This window comes from Zhihengliuella halotolerans (assembly GCF_004217565.1).
GTDB lineage: Bacteria > Actinomycetota > Actinomycetes > Actinomycetales > Micrococcaceae > Zhihengliuella > Zhihengliuella halotolerans.
In genome coordinates this window covers 1,005,643-1,021,468 of record NZ_SHLA01000001.1, presented here as the reverse complement: position 1 = coordinate 1,021,468, position 15,826 = coordinate 1,005,643, and the positions used below count along the sequence as shown (strand labels likewise).

At 70.2% G+C, this 15,826-nt stretch carries 14 protein-coding genes; 1 reads left to right on the top strand and 13 read right to left on the bottom strand.

Annotation, left to right across the window (positions count from 1 at the left end):
* The first annotated feature begins 4 nt into the window (after nt 1–4).
* The gene (locus EV380_RS04545) at nt 5–886 is read left to right on the top strand and encodes an alpha/beta fold hydrolase (RefSeq protein ID WP_130449634.1); all 882 of its coding nucleotides are present in this window, start codon (nt 5–7) and stop codon (nt 884–886) included.
* Here the strand turns inward: EV380_RS04545 and EV380_RS04540 are convergent.
* From EV380_RS04540 to pyrR, 13 genes are all read right to left on the bottom strand, one after another.
* Nucleotides 883–2,931, bottom strand: a complete 2,049-nt coding sequence (locus EV380_RS04540; RefSeq protein ID WP_130449632.1) for a primosomal protein N' — start codon at nt 2,929–2,931, stop codon at nt 883–885. The two genes, EV380_RS04545 and EV380_RS04540, sit on opposite strands and share 4 nt — an antisense overlap.
* A gap of 13 nt (nt 2,932–2,944) precedes the next feature.
* A complete protein-coding gene (gene metK / locus EV380_RS04535) occupies nt 2,945–4,153 on the bottom strand; it encodes a methionine adenosyltransferase (RefSeq protein ID WP_242607501.1) in 1,209 nt (402 codons plus the stop codon).
* Between the two features lie 10 nt (nt 4,154–4,163).
* Nucleotides 4,164–5,411 (bottom strand): bifunctional phosphopantothenoylcysteine decarboxylase/phosphopantothenate--cysteine ligase CoaBC, encoded by a 1,248-nt coding sequence (gene coaBC, locus EV380_RS04530; RefSeq protein ID WP_130449628.1) that lies wholly within the window; start codon nt 5,409–5,411, stop codon nt 4,164–4,166.
* 28 nt (nt 5,412–5,439) lie between these two features.
* Nucleotides 5,440–5,706: a DNA-directed RNA polymerase subunit omega gene (rpoZ, locus tag EV380_RS04525; RefSeq protein WP_102158300.1), complete on the bottom strand. Its 267-nt coding sequence runs from the start codon at nt 5,704–5,706 to the stop codon at nt 5,440–5,442.
* Nucleotides 5,707–5,750: 44 nt separating this feature from the next.
* Nucleotides 5,751–6,329, bottom strand: coding sequence for a guanylate kinase (gene gmk / locus EV380_RS04520; RefSeq protein ID WP_102158299.1), 579 nt, complete (start codon nt 6,327–6,329; stop codon nt 5,751–5,753).
* Nucleotides 6,330–6,346: 17 nt separating this feature from the next.
* Nucleotides 6,347–6,661, bottom strand: coding sequence for an integration host factor, actinobacterial type (gene mihF, locus EV380_RS04515; protein WP_102158298.1), 315 nt, complete (start codon nt 6,659–6,661; stop codon nt 6,347–6,349).
* A 165-nt stretch (nt 6,662–6,826) separates the two neighbouring features.
* Nucleotides 6,827–7,708 (bottom strand): orotidine-5'-phosphate decarboxylase, encoded by an 882-nt coding sequence (pyrF, locus tag EV380_RS04510; protein ID WP_130449626.1) that lies wholly within the window; start codon nt 7,706–7,708, stop codon nt 6,827–6,829.
* Nucleotides 7,701–11,015, bottom strand: a complete 3,315-nt coding sequence (gene carB, locus EV380_RS04505) for a carbamoyl-phosphate synthase large subunit (protein ID WP_130449624.1) — start codon at nt 11,013–11,015, stop codon at nt 7,701–7,703. Before carB ends, pyrF begins: the two co-directional genes overlap by 8 nt.
* Complete coding sequence (gene carA, locus EV380_RS04500; protein WP_130449622.1) at nt 11,015–12,223, bottom strand: glutamine-hydrolyzing carbamoyl-phosphate synthase small subunit; 1,209 nt, start codon at nt 12,221–12,223, stop codon at nt 11,015–11,017. The genes carB and carA overlap by 1 nt, the downstream gene beginning before the upstream one ends.
* Nucleotides 12,220–12,771 carry a PH-like domain-containing protein gene (locus EV380_RS04495; RefSeq protein WP_102158295.1) on the bottom strand — a complete coding sequence of 184 codons (552 nt, stop codon included), beginning with the start codon at nt 12,769–12,771 and terminating at the stop codon, nt 12,220–12,222. Before EV380_RS04495 ends, carA begins: the two co-directional genes overlap by 4 nt.
* Nucleotides 12,768–14,111, bottom strand: coding sequence for a dihydroorotase (locus tag EV380_RS04490; protein ID WP_102158294.1), 1,344 nt, complete (start codon nt 14,109–14,111; stop codon nt 12,768–12,770). The genes EV380_RS04495 and EV380_RS04490 overlap by 4 nt, the downstream gene beginning before the upstream one ends.
* A gap of 64 nt (nt 14,112–14,175) precedes the next feature.
* Entirely contained in the window at nt 14,176–15,138 is a 963-nt protein-coding gene (locus EV380_RS04485; RefSeq protein ID WP_130449620.1) for an aspartate carbamoyltransferase catalytic subunit, read from the bottom strand.
* Nucleotides 15,135–15,737, bottom strand: coding sequence for a bifunctional pyr operon transcriptional regulator/uracil phosphoribosyltransferase PyrR (pyrR, locus tag EV380_RS04480; RefSeq protein ID WP_130449618.1), 603 nt, complete (start codon nt 15,735–15,737; stop codon nt 15,135–15,137). The genes EV380_RS04485 and pyrR overlap by 4 nt, the downstream gene beginning before the upstream one ends.
* Nucleotides 15,738–15,826: the final 89 nt, after the last annotated feature.

The window sequence follows — 15,826 nt, the reverse complement described above, 5'->3', positions numbered from 1 at the left end:
CACCATGACCTCTCGACGCGCCCTCATCAGCACCCATGCCGTCCACGGAGCGACGGTCCGCTGCTGGACGTACCCGGGCCAGTCCATGGCGGGCCGAACGCCACCAGTGATCGTGGCCGTGCACGGTTTCCGGGGGGACCACCACGGCCTCGCCCGCGTCATCGACGGGCTGGAGCACTTCACCGTCGTGGTCCCGGACCTGCCGGGCTTCGGCGCGTCCAGCGACCTACCAGAGTCCTCCGGCCACCGCCACGACATCGGCGGCTACGCCGCGGCCCTGCAGGAACTGCTCGTACAGCTCGAGGTCCCGGCCGACGCGAGGCTGCTCGGCCACTCGTTCGGCTCCATCGTGGCCGCGGCGCACGCGGCGACCCACCCGGAGCGGTGGTCGCGCGTGATCCTGATCAACCCGATCAGCGAGCCGGCGCTCGAGGGCTCCGAGGCCCTGCTCTCCCGCCTCGCGCACCTCTTCTACCTGCTCGGCGCTGCCCTGCCCACCCGGCCCGGGGAGGCATTGCTGCGCTGGCGGCTCGTCACCGACATCATGAGCCTGACCATGACCAAGTCGCGGGACCGCGCCACGCGCGAGTACGTGCGCCGGCAGCACCGGCTGTACTTCGGCGGCTTCGGCAGCCGCCGCGCACTGCTGCAGGCTTTCGAGGCGTCGATCACCAGTACCGTTCGCGACTACGCGGCAGCCGTCCCGCTGACGACCCTGCTCATCGCCGGCGTCGAAGACGAACTCGGCAGTCCCGCGTCCCAGCAGCACCTCGCGACCCTCTTCCCGGACGCCCGGCTGGCGATGCTCGACGACGTCGGCCACCTCGTGCACTACGAGGCCGCCGGCTCCGCCGCCGCTCTGGTCGCGGAGTTCGCGGCACGCTAGAGCTGAGTGTCTCCGTCGACACGGACATTGACGATGGGTTCGCGGTTCGCGGAAGACACTGCTTTGGCCTCGCGCAGCCGCCCCGTCACGGCCGTCCCGTCGGCGTGCCGGAAGAACAGCAGCCACCGGTGCTTCACTGTTTCCTCCTCTTCGAGGATCACCGGCCCGATCCGGCGCACCTCAGCGGGCAGCTCGAGGGCGCCGACGAAGGCGTCGGCGGCCGCGGACGGACCCGTGACGACGGCACTGCGCACTGCGGGCGGCAGGCCCAGCTCGCGCCGTTCGACCAACTCCCGCTCGGCGAACCCGGGCGCGTCCCAACGGACGAAAGCTCGCAGCACCTCAGATTCTGCGGCTGTGGCCACGACCACCCCGCCGTCGTCGCGGGCGCGGCCGAGTGCGGCGGCGGCGAACCAGCGGTGCAGGACCTCCTCCGCGGTGCGCAGCGAGTCGCGCGCGAGCATTCGGTCGCCGTCCAGCAGCAGGACGGCGGCGTAGCCGTCCACGGCCACGGGCTCAGCGCCGGGGGTCGCGACCACGAGCACACCAGAGCCGGAAACCGAAGCGCGGGGATTCGCCCCGGTCGCCGAGACCACCCGGGCCTGGGGAAAGGCGCGTCCGAGCTCTTCGGCCGTGCGATCAGCACCGATCGAGGAGGCGCGAAGGCGCTGGAAGCCGCAGCTCAGGCACGCCCACCCGTGGGCAAACGTCCCGCACCAGCGGCAGCGCGGGGCGGCCTCGCGCGATCCGAGCTCGAGCGGGCCGTTGCAGTCGAGGCAGCGGGCCGGCTCGCGGCAGCGTTCGCAGCGCAGGGCCGGGATGAAGCCGGTGCGGGCGACCTGGACGAGCACGGGCCCGCGCGCCAGCCCGTCGTGCGCGGCCTGCCAGGCGGCGCGCGGCAGCCGGGCGGCGTGCAGAGTCGGGTCGCGTTCGACCTCGTACGAGTCCGACGTCGCGAGCACGCGCGGCGCCCGCCGCCGCAGGACCGGGCGGGGCAGCTTCAGCTCGCGCGCCCAGCCCGTGAGAACCAACCGATGGGCCTCGGGCGAGCGCGACCAGCCGGCGATCAGCAGGCCGCATCCCTCCAGCTCGCTGCGCAGCAGCAGGATCTCCCGTGCGTGCTGGTACGGACTGCGCGGCTCGGCGTGCGATGTATCGTGATCCTCCCAGAGCACCGCGAGGCCGAGATCCGCAACGGGCGCGAAGGCCGCGGAGCGCGTGCCCACGGCGATCCGCACGTCGCCGCGGCTGACCGCGAGGAAGTTGCGGTAGCGAGCGGTGGCGCCGTCGTCGGCGGTGAGCCGGGCGTAGGCGGTGGCGCCGAAGACGGCGTCGAAGAATTCGCACAACCGGTCGACGTCTCGCTGGTCGGGGGCGACGACGACGGCGCCGCGGCCGGCCGCGACGGCTGCTGCGACGGCCGAAGCAATCGCCTGCAGCCACGCGGCTCCCCCACCATTCCCAGCTGGCTGAGGCGCAGGCACGTTGGGGGCGAGCGTGATGACCGCGCGCGGCGCCGCACCTCCGGCGAGCTCCCCCAGGAAGGCCGTACCGCCGTCGTACGCGGCGAGGGATTCGGCGGTGGCTTCGGGCGCGGGCGCGGGCTCGCCCCACGCGGGGCGCTCCTCCTTCTCGACGCGCGCCATGCGCGGCGGCACGGCGGCGCGGACGACGTCCGAGACGACGCCGGCGTAGCGGGCCGCAACAGCCTGGCAGAGCGCGAGCACGTGCGCGGACAGGACCGGCTCGGGCGAGACGACCTTGTGCAGTGGTTGCAGCTTGACGCCCGCGTCGGTCTCGGCGCGGCGCTCGGTGATGAACCCTCCGAGCTCCTGACCGCCGAAGCGGACACGAACGCGGGTACCGGCCACGGCCTGTTCGTCGAGCTCCGCCGTCACCGCGTAGTCGTAGAGCTGATCCAGGTGCGGGACCGGGGTCTCCAGGAGCACACGGGCCACCGGCAGGTGCTCTGCGAGGCGGGGACCGCCGGGCGCCGGCCGGCTGACGTCGAAGCCCTGCAGGAGGGACGGCTGCGATACGTCCACCCTCGTGCCCGTCCTACGCGTTGAAGTAGCGGCGCAGTGCGTCGGTGCGGTTCGTGGCCTCCCACGGGAAGCCCTCGCCGTCGCGGCCGAAGTGCCCGTGGGCCGCCGTGCGCTTGTAGATCGGGCGAAGCAGGTCGAGCTCCTCGATGATGCCCAGCGGGCGCAGGTCGAAGACCTCCTGGATCGCCGCGGGCAGGCGCGCCGGGTCCACAGTCTCCGTGCCGAACGTCTCGACGTAGAGCCCGACCGGACGGGCCTGGCCGATCGCGTAGGCAACCTGCACTTCGACGCGGCGGGCCAGACCCGCGGCGACGATGTTCTTGGCCACCCAGCGCATCGCGTACGCCGCGGAGCGGTCCACCTTCGACGGATCCTTGCCGGAGAAGGCGCCGCCGCCGTGGCGGGCGAAGCCGCCGTACGTGTCGACGATGATCTTCCGGCCGGTCAGGCCGGCGTCGCCCACAGGGCCACCGACGATGAACTTCCCGGCCGGGTTCAGGATGATCTTGGTGTTGGAGGTGTCCAGCTCGAGGTCCAGGCCCTCGAGCACGGGGCGGACGACGTCGGCGTCGAGGATCTGCTGGAGGTCGCCGAGTTCGAGCTCGCGGGCGTGCTGGGCGGAGACGACGACGGTGTCGACGGCGACAGGCGTGTCGCCGTCGTAGCCGATCGTGACCTGCGTCTTGCCGTCCGGGCGCAGCAGCGGCTGGGAGCCGGACTTGCGCACGTCGGTCAGGCGCTCGGAGAGGCGGTGCGCGAGATAGATGGGGGTCGGCATCTGCGCCGTGGTCTCGTCCGTGGCATAGCCGAACATGAGGCCCTGGTCGCCCGCGCCCTGCGCGTCGCGGGGGTCGCTCGCCGAGCCGTTGCGAACCTCGAGGGAGGTGCTGACGCCGTCGGAGATCTCCGGGGACTGCTGCCCGATGGAGATGGAGACGCCGCAGCGCTCCCCGTCGAACCCGTTCGCGGAAGAGTCGTAGCCGATGTCGAGGATCGTGTCGCGGACCAGGCGCGGAATCTCGACGTAGCCTTCAGTCGTGACTTCGCCGGCGACGTGCACGAGGCCGGTGGTCGTCATCGTCTCGACGGCGACGCGCGAGTTGGCGTCCTGGGCCAGCATCGCGTCCAGGATCGCGTCGCTGATCTGGTCGCAGATCTTGTCCGGGTGGCCTTCGGTCACCGATTCGGAACTAAACAGGCGGAGGGAGTTGGCTTCAGTCACCCGATCCACTTTACCGGTTGAAAGCCTCACCCATGACGTCCGCGACCTTCCGGGCCACGTCGTCCTTGCTGCCGGCGACATGCTCGGGCGCGCGGGGGCCTCCGGGGGCGTCCTCGCGGAAGAGCAGCGTGGCCGCGTTCTCGTCCCGGCCGAAACCCTTCTGCTCGCCAACCTCGTTGACCACGAGCACGTCGCAGCCCTTGCGCGCGAGCTTGGCGCGGCCGTACTCCTCGACGCTCGCGGCCTCGTCACCGGTCTCTGCCGCGAAGCCGACGATGACCTCGGGCAGCTCGGCCCCGGCACGTCGCTCGGCGACGATCTCGGCGAGGATGTCGGGGTTGCGCACCAGCTCGATCGTGGGTGCGCCGTCGTCGCCAGTCTTCTTGATCTTGGAATCGTTGTAGGCGGCGGGCCGGAAGTCCGCGACGGCCGCAGCCATGACGAGCCCGTCGGCCCCGCGGACGGCCTCGCGCACGGCGGCGCGCAGCTCGACGGCTGTACCCGCCACGCTCAGCTCGACGCCCTCGGGTGCGGGCTGATCCATGTGGGCCGCCACGAATCGCACGGTCGCGCCGGCCGCGGAGAGGGCCTTCGCTACGGCGATGCCCTGCTTGCCCGAGGATCGATTGCCGAGAAAACGAACGGGGTCCAGCGGCTCACGGGTGCCGCCGGCCGTGACGACGACGGTGCGACCGGCGAGCGGTCGCTCCACGTCGAGGGCGCTTCCGCCGAGGAGCGCACGTGCGGCCGCGTAGATGTCCTCCGGCTCGGGCAGGCGCCCGGGCCCGGTGTCGACCCCCGTCAGGCGGCCGACGGCGGGGTCCAGTACCGCGACGCCGCGCTCGCGCAGCGTCGCGACGTTTGCGCGCGTGGCACCGTGTTCCCACATCTCGGTGTGCATGGCCGGGGCCATCAGTACCGGGGCCCGGGTGGCCAGCAGCGTGTTGGTCAGCAGGTCGTTCGCGAGCCCGGCGGCGGCGCGGCCGAGCAGGTCGGCGGTGGCGGGGGCGACGACGACCAGGTCGGCCGCCTGGCCGAGGCGGACGTGGTTCACGGTCTCGACCGCGTCGAACACGCTGTCGGTCACGGGGTTGCCGCTGAGCGCCTCCCACGTGGGCCGGCCGACGAATTCCAGAGCGTTCGCCGTGGGCACGACGTCGACGTGGAAGCCGTCCTCCTTAAAAAGCCGCAGCAGCAAAGCGGCCTTGTAGGCGGCGATACCGCCGCACACCCCTAGGACGATTCGCTGCTGCGACATACGTTCAGCTCTCAGCGCTCGAGCCGGATTACTCGGCCGGCTTGTCGGTCGCCTCGGTGACCTGAAGCAGGCCCTCGTTGATCTCGCGCAGGGCGATCGAGAGCGGCTTCTCGTTGAGCTTGGTGTCGACGAGCGGGCCGACGTACTCGAAGAGGCCCTCGTGCAGCTGGGCGTAGTAAGCGTTGATCTGACGTGCACGCTTGGCCGAGTTGATGACCAGTGCGTACTTCGAGTCGGTGGTCTTCAGCAGGTCGTCGATCGGCGGGTTGATGACGCCCTCAAGGTTCGTGGACACGAAGTCTCCAAATTCTGTAGAAAGTCGTTCGGTGGAGCCGGTTCTCAGCGCTGGTGCGGGGCCAGACCCATGAGGCCGACCAGTTCGTCCGCAGCGCGCCGGACGTCGTCGTTCACGATCGTGACGTCGAACTCCGACTCGGCAGCAAGTTCCAGTTTAGCGGTTTCCAGCCGTCTCTGCTGCTCCTCGGGAGATTCCGTGCCGCGGCCGATGAGTCGGCGCACGAGTTCGTCCCACGACGGCGGTGCCAGGAAGACGAATTTGGCCTCGGGCATAGAGGCTTTGACCTGGCGTGCGCCCTGCAGATCGATCTCCAACAGCACGTGCTTTCCGTCCTCGGCGGCCGCCTGGACTTTGTCCCGGATCGTGCCGTAGCAGTTCTTGCCGTGCACGACGGCCCACTCCAGCATCCGCCCGGTGTCGGCCAGGCGCTGGAATTCGTCCCGGTCGATGAAGTAGTAGTGCACCCCGTCCTGCTCGCCGGGGCGCGGGTCGCGCGTCGTGGCCGAGACGGACAGCCAGACATCCGGGTAGTTGTCGCGGATGTATGTGGAGACGGTCCCCTTGCCAACGGCGGTGGGGCCGGCCAGGACAGTTACCTGCGGCTGGCGTGTGGCGGACATGGTGCCTTTCGTGGAGGTCAGTCGGCGAAGTGCTCGATCAGCGCCGCCTGTTGTTTGCGCCCGAGTCCGCGGACTCGGCGGTTCGCGGAGATCCCCAGACGCTCCATGAGCGCGGCGGCACGGACCTGGCCCACGCCCGGGACGGATTCGAGCAGGTCAGCGACGCGAAGGCGCCCGACCGCCTCGTCGGAGGCCCCGAGTTCCATCACATCGCCGATGGAGATGTTACCCGTTCGGAAGGCTTCCTTGATCTCGGCACGTCGGGTACGGGAGCGCAGGGCCTTGGCCCGCGCATTCGCGCGATCTTCGTCTGACAGCGATTTCAGGACCATGTCGCTCTTCCCCTTGGTTGACTAGGCCGTCTTGTAAACAAGACGCTGTGGCTCTGAACCTAGCGAACCGGGTGGTCAGGCGCAATGGTTTGCGGCAAGGATTTTGCTCAAGATTGGATATAGGTGCGGGGTGGGAAATCTCACCCCGCACCTGCGATCCGCAGACTAGGCCAGCTCGTCGCGCGCCTTCTCGGCGGCCGCACGCAGCCCGGCCGCATCCGGACCGGCGGCCAGGATGCCGCGGCTGCTCGTCGCGAGCACCTGCTCCCAGGCACCGCCGAAGGTCCGGCGCATGTCCTCGGCCGTGGCGCCCTGGGCCCCGAAGCCCGGGGCGAGCACGGGCGCGCGGGTCGCGGCGAGGTCGATCCCCAGTTCCTCGAGCGCCTCGCCCACGGTGGCCCCGATGACGAGCCCGACGGAACCGAGCGCCGGGGCGCTGGGGCCGGGGACGACGTCGTCGCCCGCGTTGTCGGTGCCCGCCGCCTCGATGATGCGTTTGGCCACGGAGGCCTGAGCACCGACGTGCTGGACGCTGGCTCCCTCGGGATTGGAGGTGAGTCCGAGCACGAAGACACCGCGGCCGGTGCGCTGGGCCAGATCGATCGCGGGCCGCAACGACTCGTAGCCGAGGTACGGGCTCAGGGTCACGGAGTCAGCCGCGAGGGGCGAGCCCTCCCCCAGCCACGCGTCGGCGTACGCCGCCATCGTCGAGCCGATGTCCCCGCGCTTGGCATCTGCGATCGAGAGCACGTCGAGCCCCCGGGCTGCCGCGAGCAGCTCCTCGAGCACGGCGAGCCCGGCGGAACCGTGCCGCTCGAACAGGGCGACCTGCGGCTTGACGGCCGCCGCGACGGGCGCGAGCGCCTCGAGCGCGGTGAGCGAGAACCGCCTGAGCCCGGCGACGTCGTCGTCCAAGCCCCACTGCGCCAGCAGCGACGGGTGGGGGTCGATGCCAGCGCACAGCGGCCCGCGGTCCGCCATCGCGGCCGCGAGCCGCCGCCCGAAGGGGGCGCGAGCTGCGGTCGGCTGCGGCTGCGCGTCAGGCATCGACTGCCTCGGCGGCGGCACGCAGTCCGGCGGAAATCGTCCGCGCGTGCTCCTGCAGGCTCGTCACGTTCCACTGGAAGTGACGCATCGCGGTGATGGCCTGGATCGCTGCGCCCAGCTCGGCGACGGTCGTGATGACCGGCGTGCCGACGCTCGTGGCGGCCGCGCGGATCTCGTAGCCGTCGCCGCGGGCGTCGCCGCCGGAGGGCGTGTTCAGGATCAAGTCGATCTTGCCGTCGGTGACGAGGTCGACGATGTTGTCCTCGCCCTCGGCGACCCCCTCGCGGACCTTGCGAACCACGGTGGCCTCGATGCCGTTGCGGCGCAGCACGTCGGCGGTGCCGCCCGTGGAGACGATCTCGAAGCCGAGATCGGCGAGGTGCTTGATCGGGATGACGATTGAGCGCTTGTCGCGGTTGGCCACCGAGACGAAGACGCTGCCGGAGGTCGGGAGCGGGTTGTTCGCCGCGGCCTGGCTCTTGGCGAAGGCCGTGTCGAAGTGCTTGTCGATGCCCATGACCTCACCCGTGGAGCGCATCTCCGGGCCGAGCAGGGAATCCACGACCTTGCCCTCGGGGGTCCGGAAGCGGGCGAACGGCAGGACCGCTTCCTTGACCGAGATCGGGGCGGACTCGGGCAGCGTCGAACCGTCGCCGACGGCGTTCAGCAGACCCTGTTCGCGCAGCCCGCCGATGGTCGCACCCGTGCCGATGAGGGCGGCGGCCTTCGCGAGCTGGACGCCCGTGGCCTTCGACGTGAACGGCACCGTGCGGCTGGCGCGCGGGTTGGCCTCGATGACGTAGAGGACGTCGGAGGCCAGCGCGAACTGGATGTTGATCAGGCCGCGCACGCCGACGCCGGCGGCGATGTGCCCCGTCGCCTCGCGAACGCGGTCGATGACGTCGGCGGCCAGCGTGATGGGCGGCAGGACGCACGCAGAGTCGCCGGAGTGGATGCCGGCCTCCTCGATGTGCTCCATGATTCCGCCCATGTACAGGTCGGTCCCGTCGAAGAGGGCGTCGACGTCGATCTCGATCGCGTCCTCGAGGAAGCGGTCGACAAGGACCGGGTGGTCCGGGGTGATCTCGGTGGCGTTCTCGATGTAGCGGGCGAGGTTGGCCTCGTCGTAGACGATTTCCATGCCACGACCGCCGAGCACGTAGGAGGGGCGGACGAGGACCGGGTAGCCGATCTCGTCGGCGATCCGCTTGGCCTCCTCGAAGGACACGGCGGTGCCGTTCTTGGGGGCGATCAGCCCGGCCGCGTCGAGCACGCGCTGGAACGCGCCGCGGTGCTCGGCGAGGTCGATGGCCTCCGGCGAGGTGCCGAGGATCGGGACGCCGGCGGCCTTGAGGTCGGCCGCGAGCTTCAGCGGGGTCTGACCGCCGAGCTGCACGTAGACGCCGAGGACGCCGCCCGTGACCTGCTCCGCGTGGATGACCTCGAGGACGTCCTCGAGCGTCAACGGCTCGAAGTAGAGCCGATCGGCCGTGTCGTAGTCCGTCGAGACGGTCTCCGGGTTGCAATTGACCATGACGGTCTCGTACCCGGCGTCGCGCAGGGCCATCGTGGCGTGAACGCAGGAGTAGTCGAACTCGATGCCCTGGCCGATGCGGTTCGGGCCGGAGCCGAGGATGATGATGCTCGGCTTCTCGTGCGCGCCCACTTCGTTCTCCTCGTCGTAGGACGAGTAGTGGTAGGGGGTGAACGCCTCGAACTCGGCCGCGCAGGTGTCGACCGTCTTGTAGACGGGGCGCACTCCGAGCGCGTGGCGGACGCCGCGGACGACGGCCTCGTCGAGGTTCCGCAGCTTGCCGATCTGCGCGTCCGAGAAGCCGTGGCGCTTCGCCGTGCGCAGCACGTCCTCGGTGAGGTTCTCGGCCTCGCGGATCTCCGTCGCGATCTCGTTGATGAGCACGAGCTGGTCGAGGTACCAGGGGTCGATCTTCGTGTAGCCGAAGACCTTCTCGATCGACGCGCCGCCGAGCAGGGCGCGCTGCACGTTCGACAGGCGCGCGGTGCTGCCCTTGATCGAGGCCTCGAGCAGCTGCTCGATCTCCTCGTCACCCGGGGCGTCGAACTCCAGCTCGGCACCCTTCTGCTCGAGCGAGCGCAGCGCCTTCTGCAGGGCCTCGGTGAAGTTGCGGCCGATGGCCATGGCCTCGCCGACGGACTTCATGGTCGTGGTCAGCGTCTTGTCGGCGGCCGGGAACTTCTCGAACGCGAAGCGCGGGACCTTGACGACGACGTAGTCCAGGGTCGGTTCGAAGCTCGCCGGCGTCTTCTTCGTGATGTCGTTCGGGATCTCGTCCAGGGTGTAGCCGAGTGAGAGCTTCGTGGCGATCTTCGCGATCGCGAAGCCGGTCGCCTTGGAGGCCAGCGCCGAGGAGCGCGAGACGCGCGGGTTCATCTCGATGACGACGACGCGGCCCGTGTCCGGCTCGATCGCGAACTGGATGTTGCAGCCGCCGGTGTCGACACCGACCTCGCGGATGACGTTGATGGCGATGTCGCGCAGCCGCTGATACTCGCGGTCGGTCAGCGTCATGGCCGGTGCGACGGTGATGGAGTCGCCCGTGTGGACGCCGACCGGGTCGAAGTTCTCGATCGAGCAGATGACCACAACGTTGTCGTTCTTGTCGCGCATCATCTCGAGCTCGTACTCCTTCCAGCCGAGGATGGACTCCTCGAGGAGCACCTCGGTGGTCGGCGAGTACTGCAGGCCGGCGCCGGCGATGCGGCGCAGGTCCTCAGCGTTGTACGCCATGCCGGAGCCGAGCCCGCCCATCGTGAAGGAGGGGCGCACCACCATCGGGTAGCCGAGCTGGTCGACGGCCGCGAAGGCCTCCTCCATGGAGTGCACGATCACCGACCGGGCGGATTCCGCGCCGGAGCGCTCGACGACGCCCTTGAACTTCTCGCGGTCCTCACCGAGCTCGATGGCGGCGATGTTCGCGCCGATGAGCTCGACGTCGTATTCGGCCAGCACGCCGTTCTTGTCGAGGGCGATCGCCGCGTTCAGGGCCGTCTGCCCGCCGAGGGTCGGCAGAATCGCATCGGGCCGCTCCTTAGCGATGATCTTCTCGATGACTTCGGGCGTGATCGGCTCAACGTAGGTGGCGTCGGCGAACTCGGGGTCGGTCATGATCGTCGCCGGGTTCGAGTTGACCAGGATGACGCGCAGCCCCTCCTCTTTCAGGACCCGCAGGGCCTGCGTTCCGGAGTAGTCGAACTCGGCCGCCTGGCCGATCACGATCGGGCCGGAGCCGATGACGAGGACGGACTTCAGATCTTCGCGCTTCGGCATTAGTTTTCTTCCTTGGTCGATGCGGTGTTGGCCGCCATCACGTCGATGAAACGGTCGAACAGGTAGGCGGAGTCGTGCGGCCCCGCGGCGGCCTCCGGGTGGTACTGCACGGAGAACGCTGGCAGATCCAGGCAGCGCAGCCCCTCGACGACGTCGTCGTTGAGGGAGTAGTGGCTGACCTCGACCCGACCGTAGCGCTCGTTCGGCGCCTCGACAGCACCCTGCGTGGGTGCGTCGACGGCGAAGCCGTGGTTCTGGCTGGTGATCTCGACCTTGCCGGTGGTCTTGTCCATCACGGGCTGGTTGATACCGCGGTGGCCGAAGCGCAGCTTGTAGGTGCCGAAGCCGAGGGCGCGCCCCAGGATCTGGTTGCCGAAGCAGATGCCGAAGAACGGCGTCTTGGCGTCGAGGACCCGCTGCAGCAGCGCCACCTGGGTTTCAGCGGTGGCGGGGTCGCCCGGCCCGTTGGACATGAACACGCCGTCCGGGTCGAGCGCCACGATGTCCTCGTAGGTTGAGGTGGCCGGCAGCACGTGCACGCGCACCCCGCGCTCGGCGAAGCGGAACGGGGTCATGCCCTTGATGCCGAGGTCTACGGCGGCGAGCGTGTAGCGCGCCTCGCCCTCCCAGCCGCAGTCGGCCGGCTCGACGACGTAGGCCTCCTCGGCCGTGACCTCCTCGGCCAGGCGGGCGCCCTTCATGGACGGCTGGTCCTGGACCTCGGCGATCAGGTCCGCCTCGGGCCGGCGGGCGTCCGCGCCCGAGAAGATGCCGCCCTTGAGGGAACCGGCCTCGCGCAGGTGGCGGGTGATGGCCCGGGTGTCGACGCCCTGGATGCCGATGACTCCCTGCTCCTCGAGCTCGGCGTCGAGCGCCTTCTCGCTGCGCCAGTTCGAAGGGCGGCGGGCGGCGTCGCGGACGACGTAGCCGGAGACCCAGATCCTGCGGGACTCGGCATCTGCGCTGTTCACACCGGTGTTGCCGATGTGCGGGGCCGTCTGAACGACGATCTGCCGCGCGTACGACGGGTCGGTGATGGTCTCCTGATACCCGGTCATGCCGGTCGCGAACACGGTCTCGCCGAGCGTCGTTCCACGCGCACCGTAGGAGCGGCCGCGGAAGATCCGTCCGTCTTCAAGCACCAGCAGGGCCGGTTCGGCCTGTGCCGAACGAGGCGTTGCCTGCTCGGGGTTCGTCTGTGCAGTCACTTGGTGTCCTTCTTCTCAGCAACGTGGTTGGTCTGTGGGCCGCGCGTCTCGGCTGCGTGCGCGGCGATGATCATGTCGAGGGCGGCGACGGTTGCGTCGCCGTCGTCCCCGAATCGGGGGCGGAAGCCGGTGTCGACGGCGAGGGTGCCGAGGGTCCATTCGGCGACGACGAGCCCGTCGCGCTCGACGAATTTGCCGGCCATGCCCGATTCGCGCCGCACGCTCGTCAGGTCGGCTACCGGGACGAAGACGTCCGGCGCGCCATCACGGGCGAAGAGGGCACCCTCGGGGTGCACGGTCAGGGTGGCGTTCGCCTTGAACCCGAGCGAATGCACGGCGATCCGGTCGAGCCAGTCGCCGGCCGTCGTCGTGCTGACGTACTGGCCCTCTACGCTCACGTGCGGCTCCGAGAGCTCGGCGGGGACGGCGACCGGCGCTGGCACGTGGCCCTGTCGCTTGAGCCGGTGGCGCCACCCGAGGGCGATGAGCAGCACGAACACCGCACACACCGCCAGAGTCGCCAGGATGGCGGGGAGGTACTCGCTCATGCGTCCTCCCCCACGCTCCGCGGGCTGTTCAGCTCGCCGTCCAGGACCGTGGCCGTGCCGTGGAAGAACGTCGCGCGGACGCTGCCCGGCAGCTCGAGGCCCGAGAACGGGGAGTTGCGGCCCATGGTGGCCATGGCCTCGGGATCGACGATCCAGCGCGCCTCGGGGTCGACGAGGGTGACGTTCGCGGGCTCGCCGGCCGCGAGCGGGCGGCCCTGGTCCGCGACCTGGCCGATCGCCGCCGGCGTCGTCGACGTGACGCGCGCGAAGTCCTCCCAGGTCATCATTCCGGTCTCGATCATCGTGTGCTGGACGACGGACAGGGCGGTCTCGAGCCCGGTCATGCCCATCGCGGCCTGCGCCCACTCGCACTCCTTGGCCTCGGTGGGGTGCGGGGCGTGGTCGGTGCCGATGATGTCGATCGTGCCGTCGGCGAGGGCCTCGCGCAGGGCCATGACGTCGGCCTCGCGGCGCAGCGGCGGGTTGACCTTGAAGACGGGGTCGTAGGTACGGGCCTTCTCATCGGTCAGCAGCAGGTGGTGCGGGGTGACCTCGGCGGTGACGTCGATGCCGCGGGACTTGGCCCAGCGGATGATGTCGACGCTGCCGGCGGTCGAGACGTGGCAGACGTGCAGGCGGGAGCCGACGTGCTCCGCGAGCAGGACGTCGCGGGCGATGATCGCCTCCTCGGCGACGGCGGGCCAGCCCGGCAGGCCGAGGACGGCGGAGACGTCACCCTCGTTCATCTGCGCGCCCTCGGTCAGCCGCGGCTCCTGCGCGTGCTGGGCGACGACGCCGCCGAAGGCCTTCACGTATTCGAGGGCGCGGCGCATCAGCACCGGGTCGTGCACGCAGATGCCGTCGTCGGAGAAGACGCGGACTCCGGCACGGGACTCGGCCATCGCGCCGATTTCGGAGAGCCGCTCGCCGGCGAGGCCGACCGTGACGGCGCCGACGGGCCGGACGTCGACCCAGCCGCTGCGGCGGCCGAGGCTCCAGACCTGTTCGACGACGCCGGCGGTGTCGGCCACCGGGTTCGAGTTCGCCATCGCGTGCACGGCCGTGAAACCGCCCAACGCGGCAGCGCGGGTGCCCGTCTCGACGGTCTCGGCGTCCTCGCGGCCGGGTTCGCGCAGGTGCGTGTGCAGGTCGACCAGGCCCGGGAGGGCGATGAGCCCTGCGGCGTCGACCACGACGGCCTGCGCGGCCCGTTCGTCAGCGGCTGCGGCCTCGCCGGTTGCGGCGATGATCCCGTCGGCGAGCAGGAGATCGGTCGGCGCCCCGCCCAGGAGGGAGGCGCCGCGGATGAGATAGGTTTCGGTGGCTGCGGTGCTCGTCATGATTGCTCCAAAGTCTAGATTGCTTCGGCGGGTGGTCGCCGGTGTTACGTGGGGTCCGGCGGGGCTAGTGGTCGCCGGAGAGCAGCAGGTACAGGACGGCCATGCGGACGGCGACGCCGTTGCTGACCTGTTGGAGCACGACGGCTCGCGGCGAGTCCGCGGCCCCGGAGGAGATCTCCAGGCCTCGGTTCATCGGTCCGGGGTGCAGGATGATGGTGTTCTCGAGGCCGCGCGCGTCGAGCGCGGCCAGCCGAGCGTCGTCGAAACCCCAGCGCCGCGAGTACTCGGCGGTGCTCGGGAAGTAGGCCGCGTTCATGCGCTCGGCCTGGACGCGGAGCATCATGACGGCGTCGGGGCCGGCGGCCAGCGCGTCGTCGAGATCGTAGTTGATCGTGCACGGCCAGGCGTCGGCGCCGATGGGAAGCAGCGTCGGCGGCGCCACGAAGGTCACGTCGGCACCGAGCGTCTTGAGCAGCCAGAGGTTTGAGCGGGCCACGCGGGAGTGCAGGACGTCGCCGACGATGACGACACTCATTCCGTCCAGCCCCGTCCCGAGGGGATCGACGCCCTGGACCTTGGCCCAGTGCTGGCGCAGGGTGAACGCGTCGAGCAGGGCCTGCGTCGGGTGCTCGTGCGTACCGTCGCCGGCGTTGATGACCGCGGAGGAGATCCAGTCGGTCGACGCCAGACGGGCAGCCGCCCCGGAGGCACCATGACGGATCACGACCGCCTCGGCGCCGATCGCTTCAAGGGTCTGAGCGGTGTCCTTGAGCGATTCGCCCTTGGAGACCGAGGAGCCCTTCGCGGCGAAGTTGATGACGTCGGCGCTGAGGCGCTTGGCGGCGGCCTCGAAGGAGATGCGGGTGCGGGTCGAGTCCTCGAAGAAGAGGGTCGCGACAGTGCGGCCGCGCAGCGCCGGCAGCTTCTTGATCTCCCGGGTCCCGACGGTCGCCATCTCCTCGGCGACGTCGAGGATCCGGACGGCGTCGGCGCGACCGAGATCGTAGGTGGAGAGCAGGTGTTTCATGCGCGGGCCTCGATGACTACCTCGTTGATGGGTTCGCCGTCGATCTCATCGAGTTCGGCGAGGCGGACCTTGACCTTCTCGCTCGTGGCGGTGGGCAGGTTCTTGCCCACGTGGTCGGCGCGGATCGGCAGCTCGCGGTGGCCGCGGTCGACGAGGACCGCGAGCCGGACGGTTTTGGGCCGGCCGATGTCGGCCAAGGCGTCGAGGGCGGCGCGGATCGTGCGGCCGGAGTAGAGGACGTCGTCGACGAGGACCACGACCTTGCCGTCGAGCCCGCCGCCGGGGATGCGGGTCGGGGCCGGCGTGCGCGAGGTGCCGTGGCGCAGGTCGTCCCGGTACATCGTGACGTCGAGCTGGCCGACGAGCTCTTCGAGCTTCACGGTGGGATCGGTGGCGGCGATGCGCTGCCCGAGCCGTTGGGCCAGCGGATGGCCGCGGGTGGGGATGCCCAACAGGACGAGCCCGTCGGTGCCCTTGTTGGCCTCAATGATCTCGTGGGCGATGCGTGTGAGAACGCGCTCGATGTCGCTGCCCGTCAGGACGGTCCGCGATGTCGTGGGCACAGGTGTGCTGCGGTCTGGTGAATCAGCAGGATTCATTGCGCCGCCTCCTTCCCCGCCTCACAGGACGGAATTTAAAGGGTGACTGCCAGGAGCAAACTTATCACGCGCCCCGCGGCGGTTCCCCC

Bases quoted from the DNA above. Each gene is read 5' to 3' on its own strand.
- EV380_RS04545 (WP_130449634.1), top strand. From the start codon at position 5: ATGACCTCTCGACGCGCCCTCATCAGCACCCATGCCGTCCACGGAGCG.
- coaBC (WP_130449628.1), bottom strand. From the start codon at position 5,411: ATGTCGCAGCAGCGAATCGTCCTAGGGGTGTGCGGCGGTATCGCCGCC.
- gmk (WP_102158299.1), bottom strand. From the start codon at position 6,329: ATGTCCGCCACACGCCAGCCGCAGGTAACTGTCCTGGCCGGCCCCACC.
- mihF (WP_102158298.1), bottom strand. From the start codon at position 6,661: ATGGTCCTGAAATCGCTGTCAGACGAAGATCGCGCGAATGCGCGGGCC.
- pyrF (WP_130449626.1), bottom strand. From the start codon at position 7,708: ATGCCTGACGCGCAGCCGCAGCCGACCGCAGCTCGCGCCCCCTTCGGG.
- carB (WP_130449624.1), bottom strand. From the start codon at position 11,015: ATGCCGAAGCGCGAAGATCTGAAGTCCGTCCTCGTCATCGGCTCCGGC.
- EV380_RS04495 (WP_102158295.1), bottom strand. From the start codon at position 12,771: ATGAGCGAGTACCTCCCCGCCATCCTGGCGACTCTGGCGGTGTGTGCG.
- EV380_RS04490 (WP_102158294.1), bottom strand. From the start codon at position 14,111: ATGACGAGCACCGCAGCCACCGAAACCTATCTCATCCGCGGCGCCTCC.
- EV380_RS04485 (WP_130449620.1), bottom strand. From the start codon at position 15,138: ATGAAACACCTGCTCTCCACCTACGATCTCGGTCGCGCCGACGCCGTC.
- pyrR (WP_130449618.1), bottom strand. From the start codon at position 15,737: ATGAATCCTGCTGATTCACCAGACCGCAGCACACCTGTGCCCACGACA.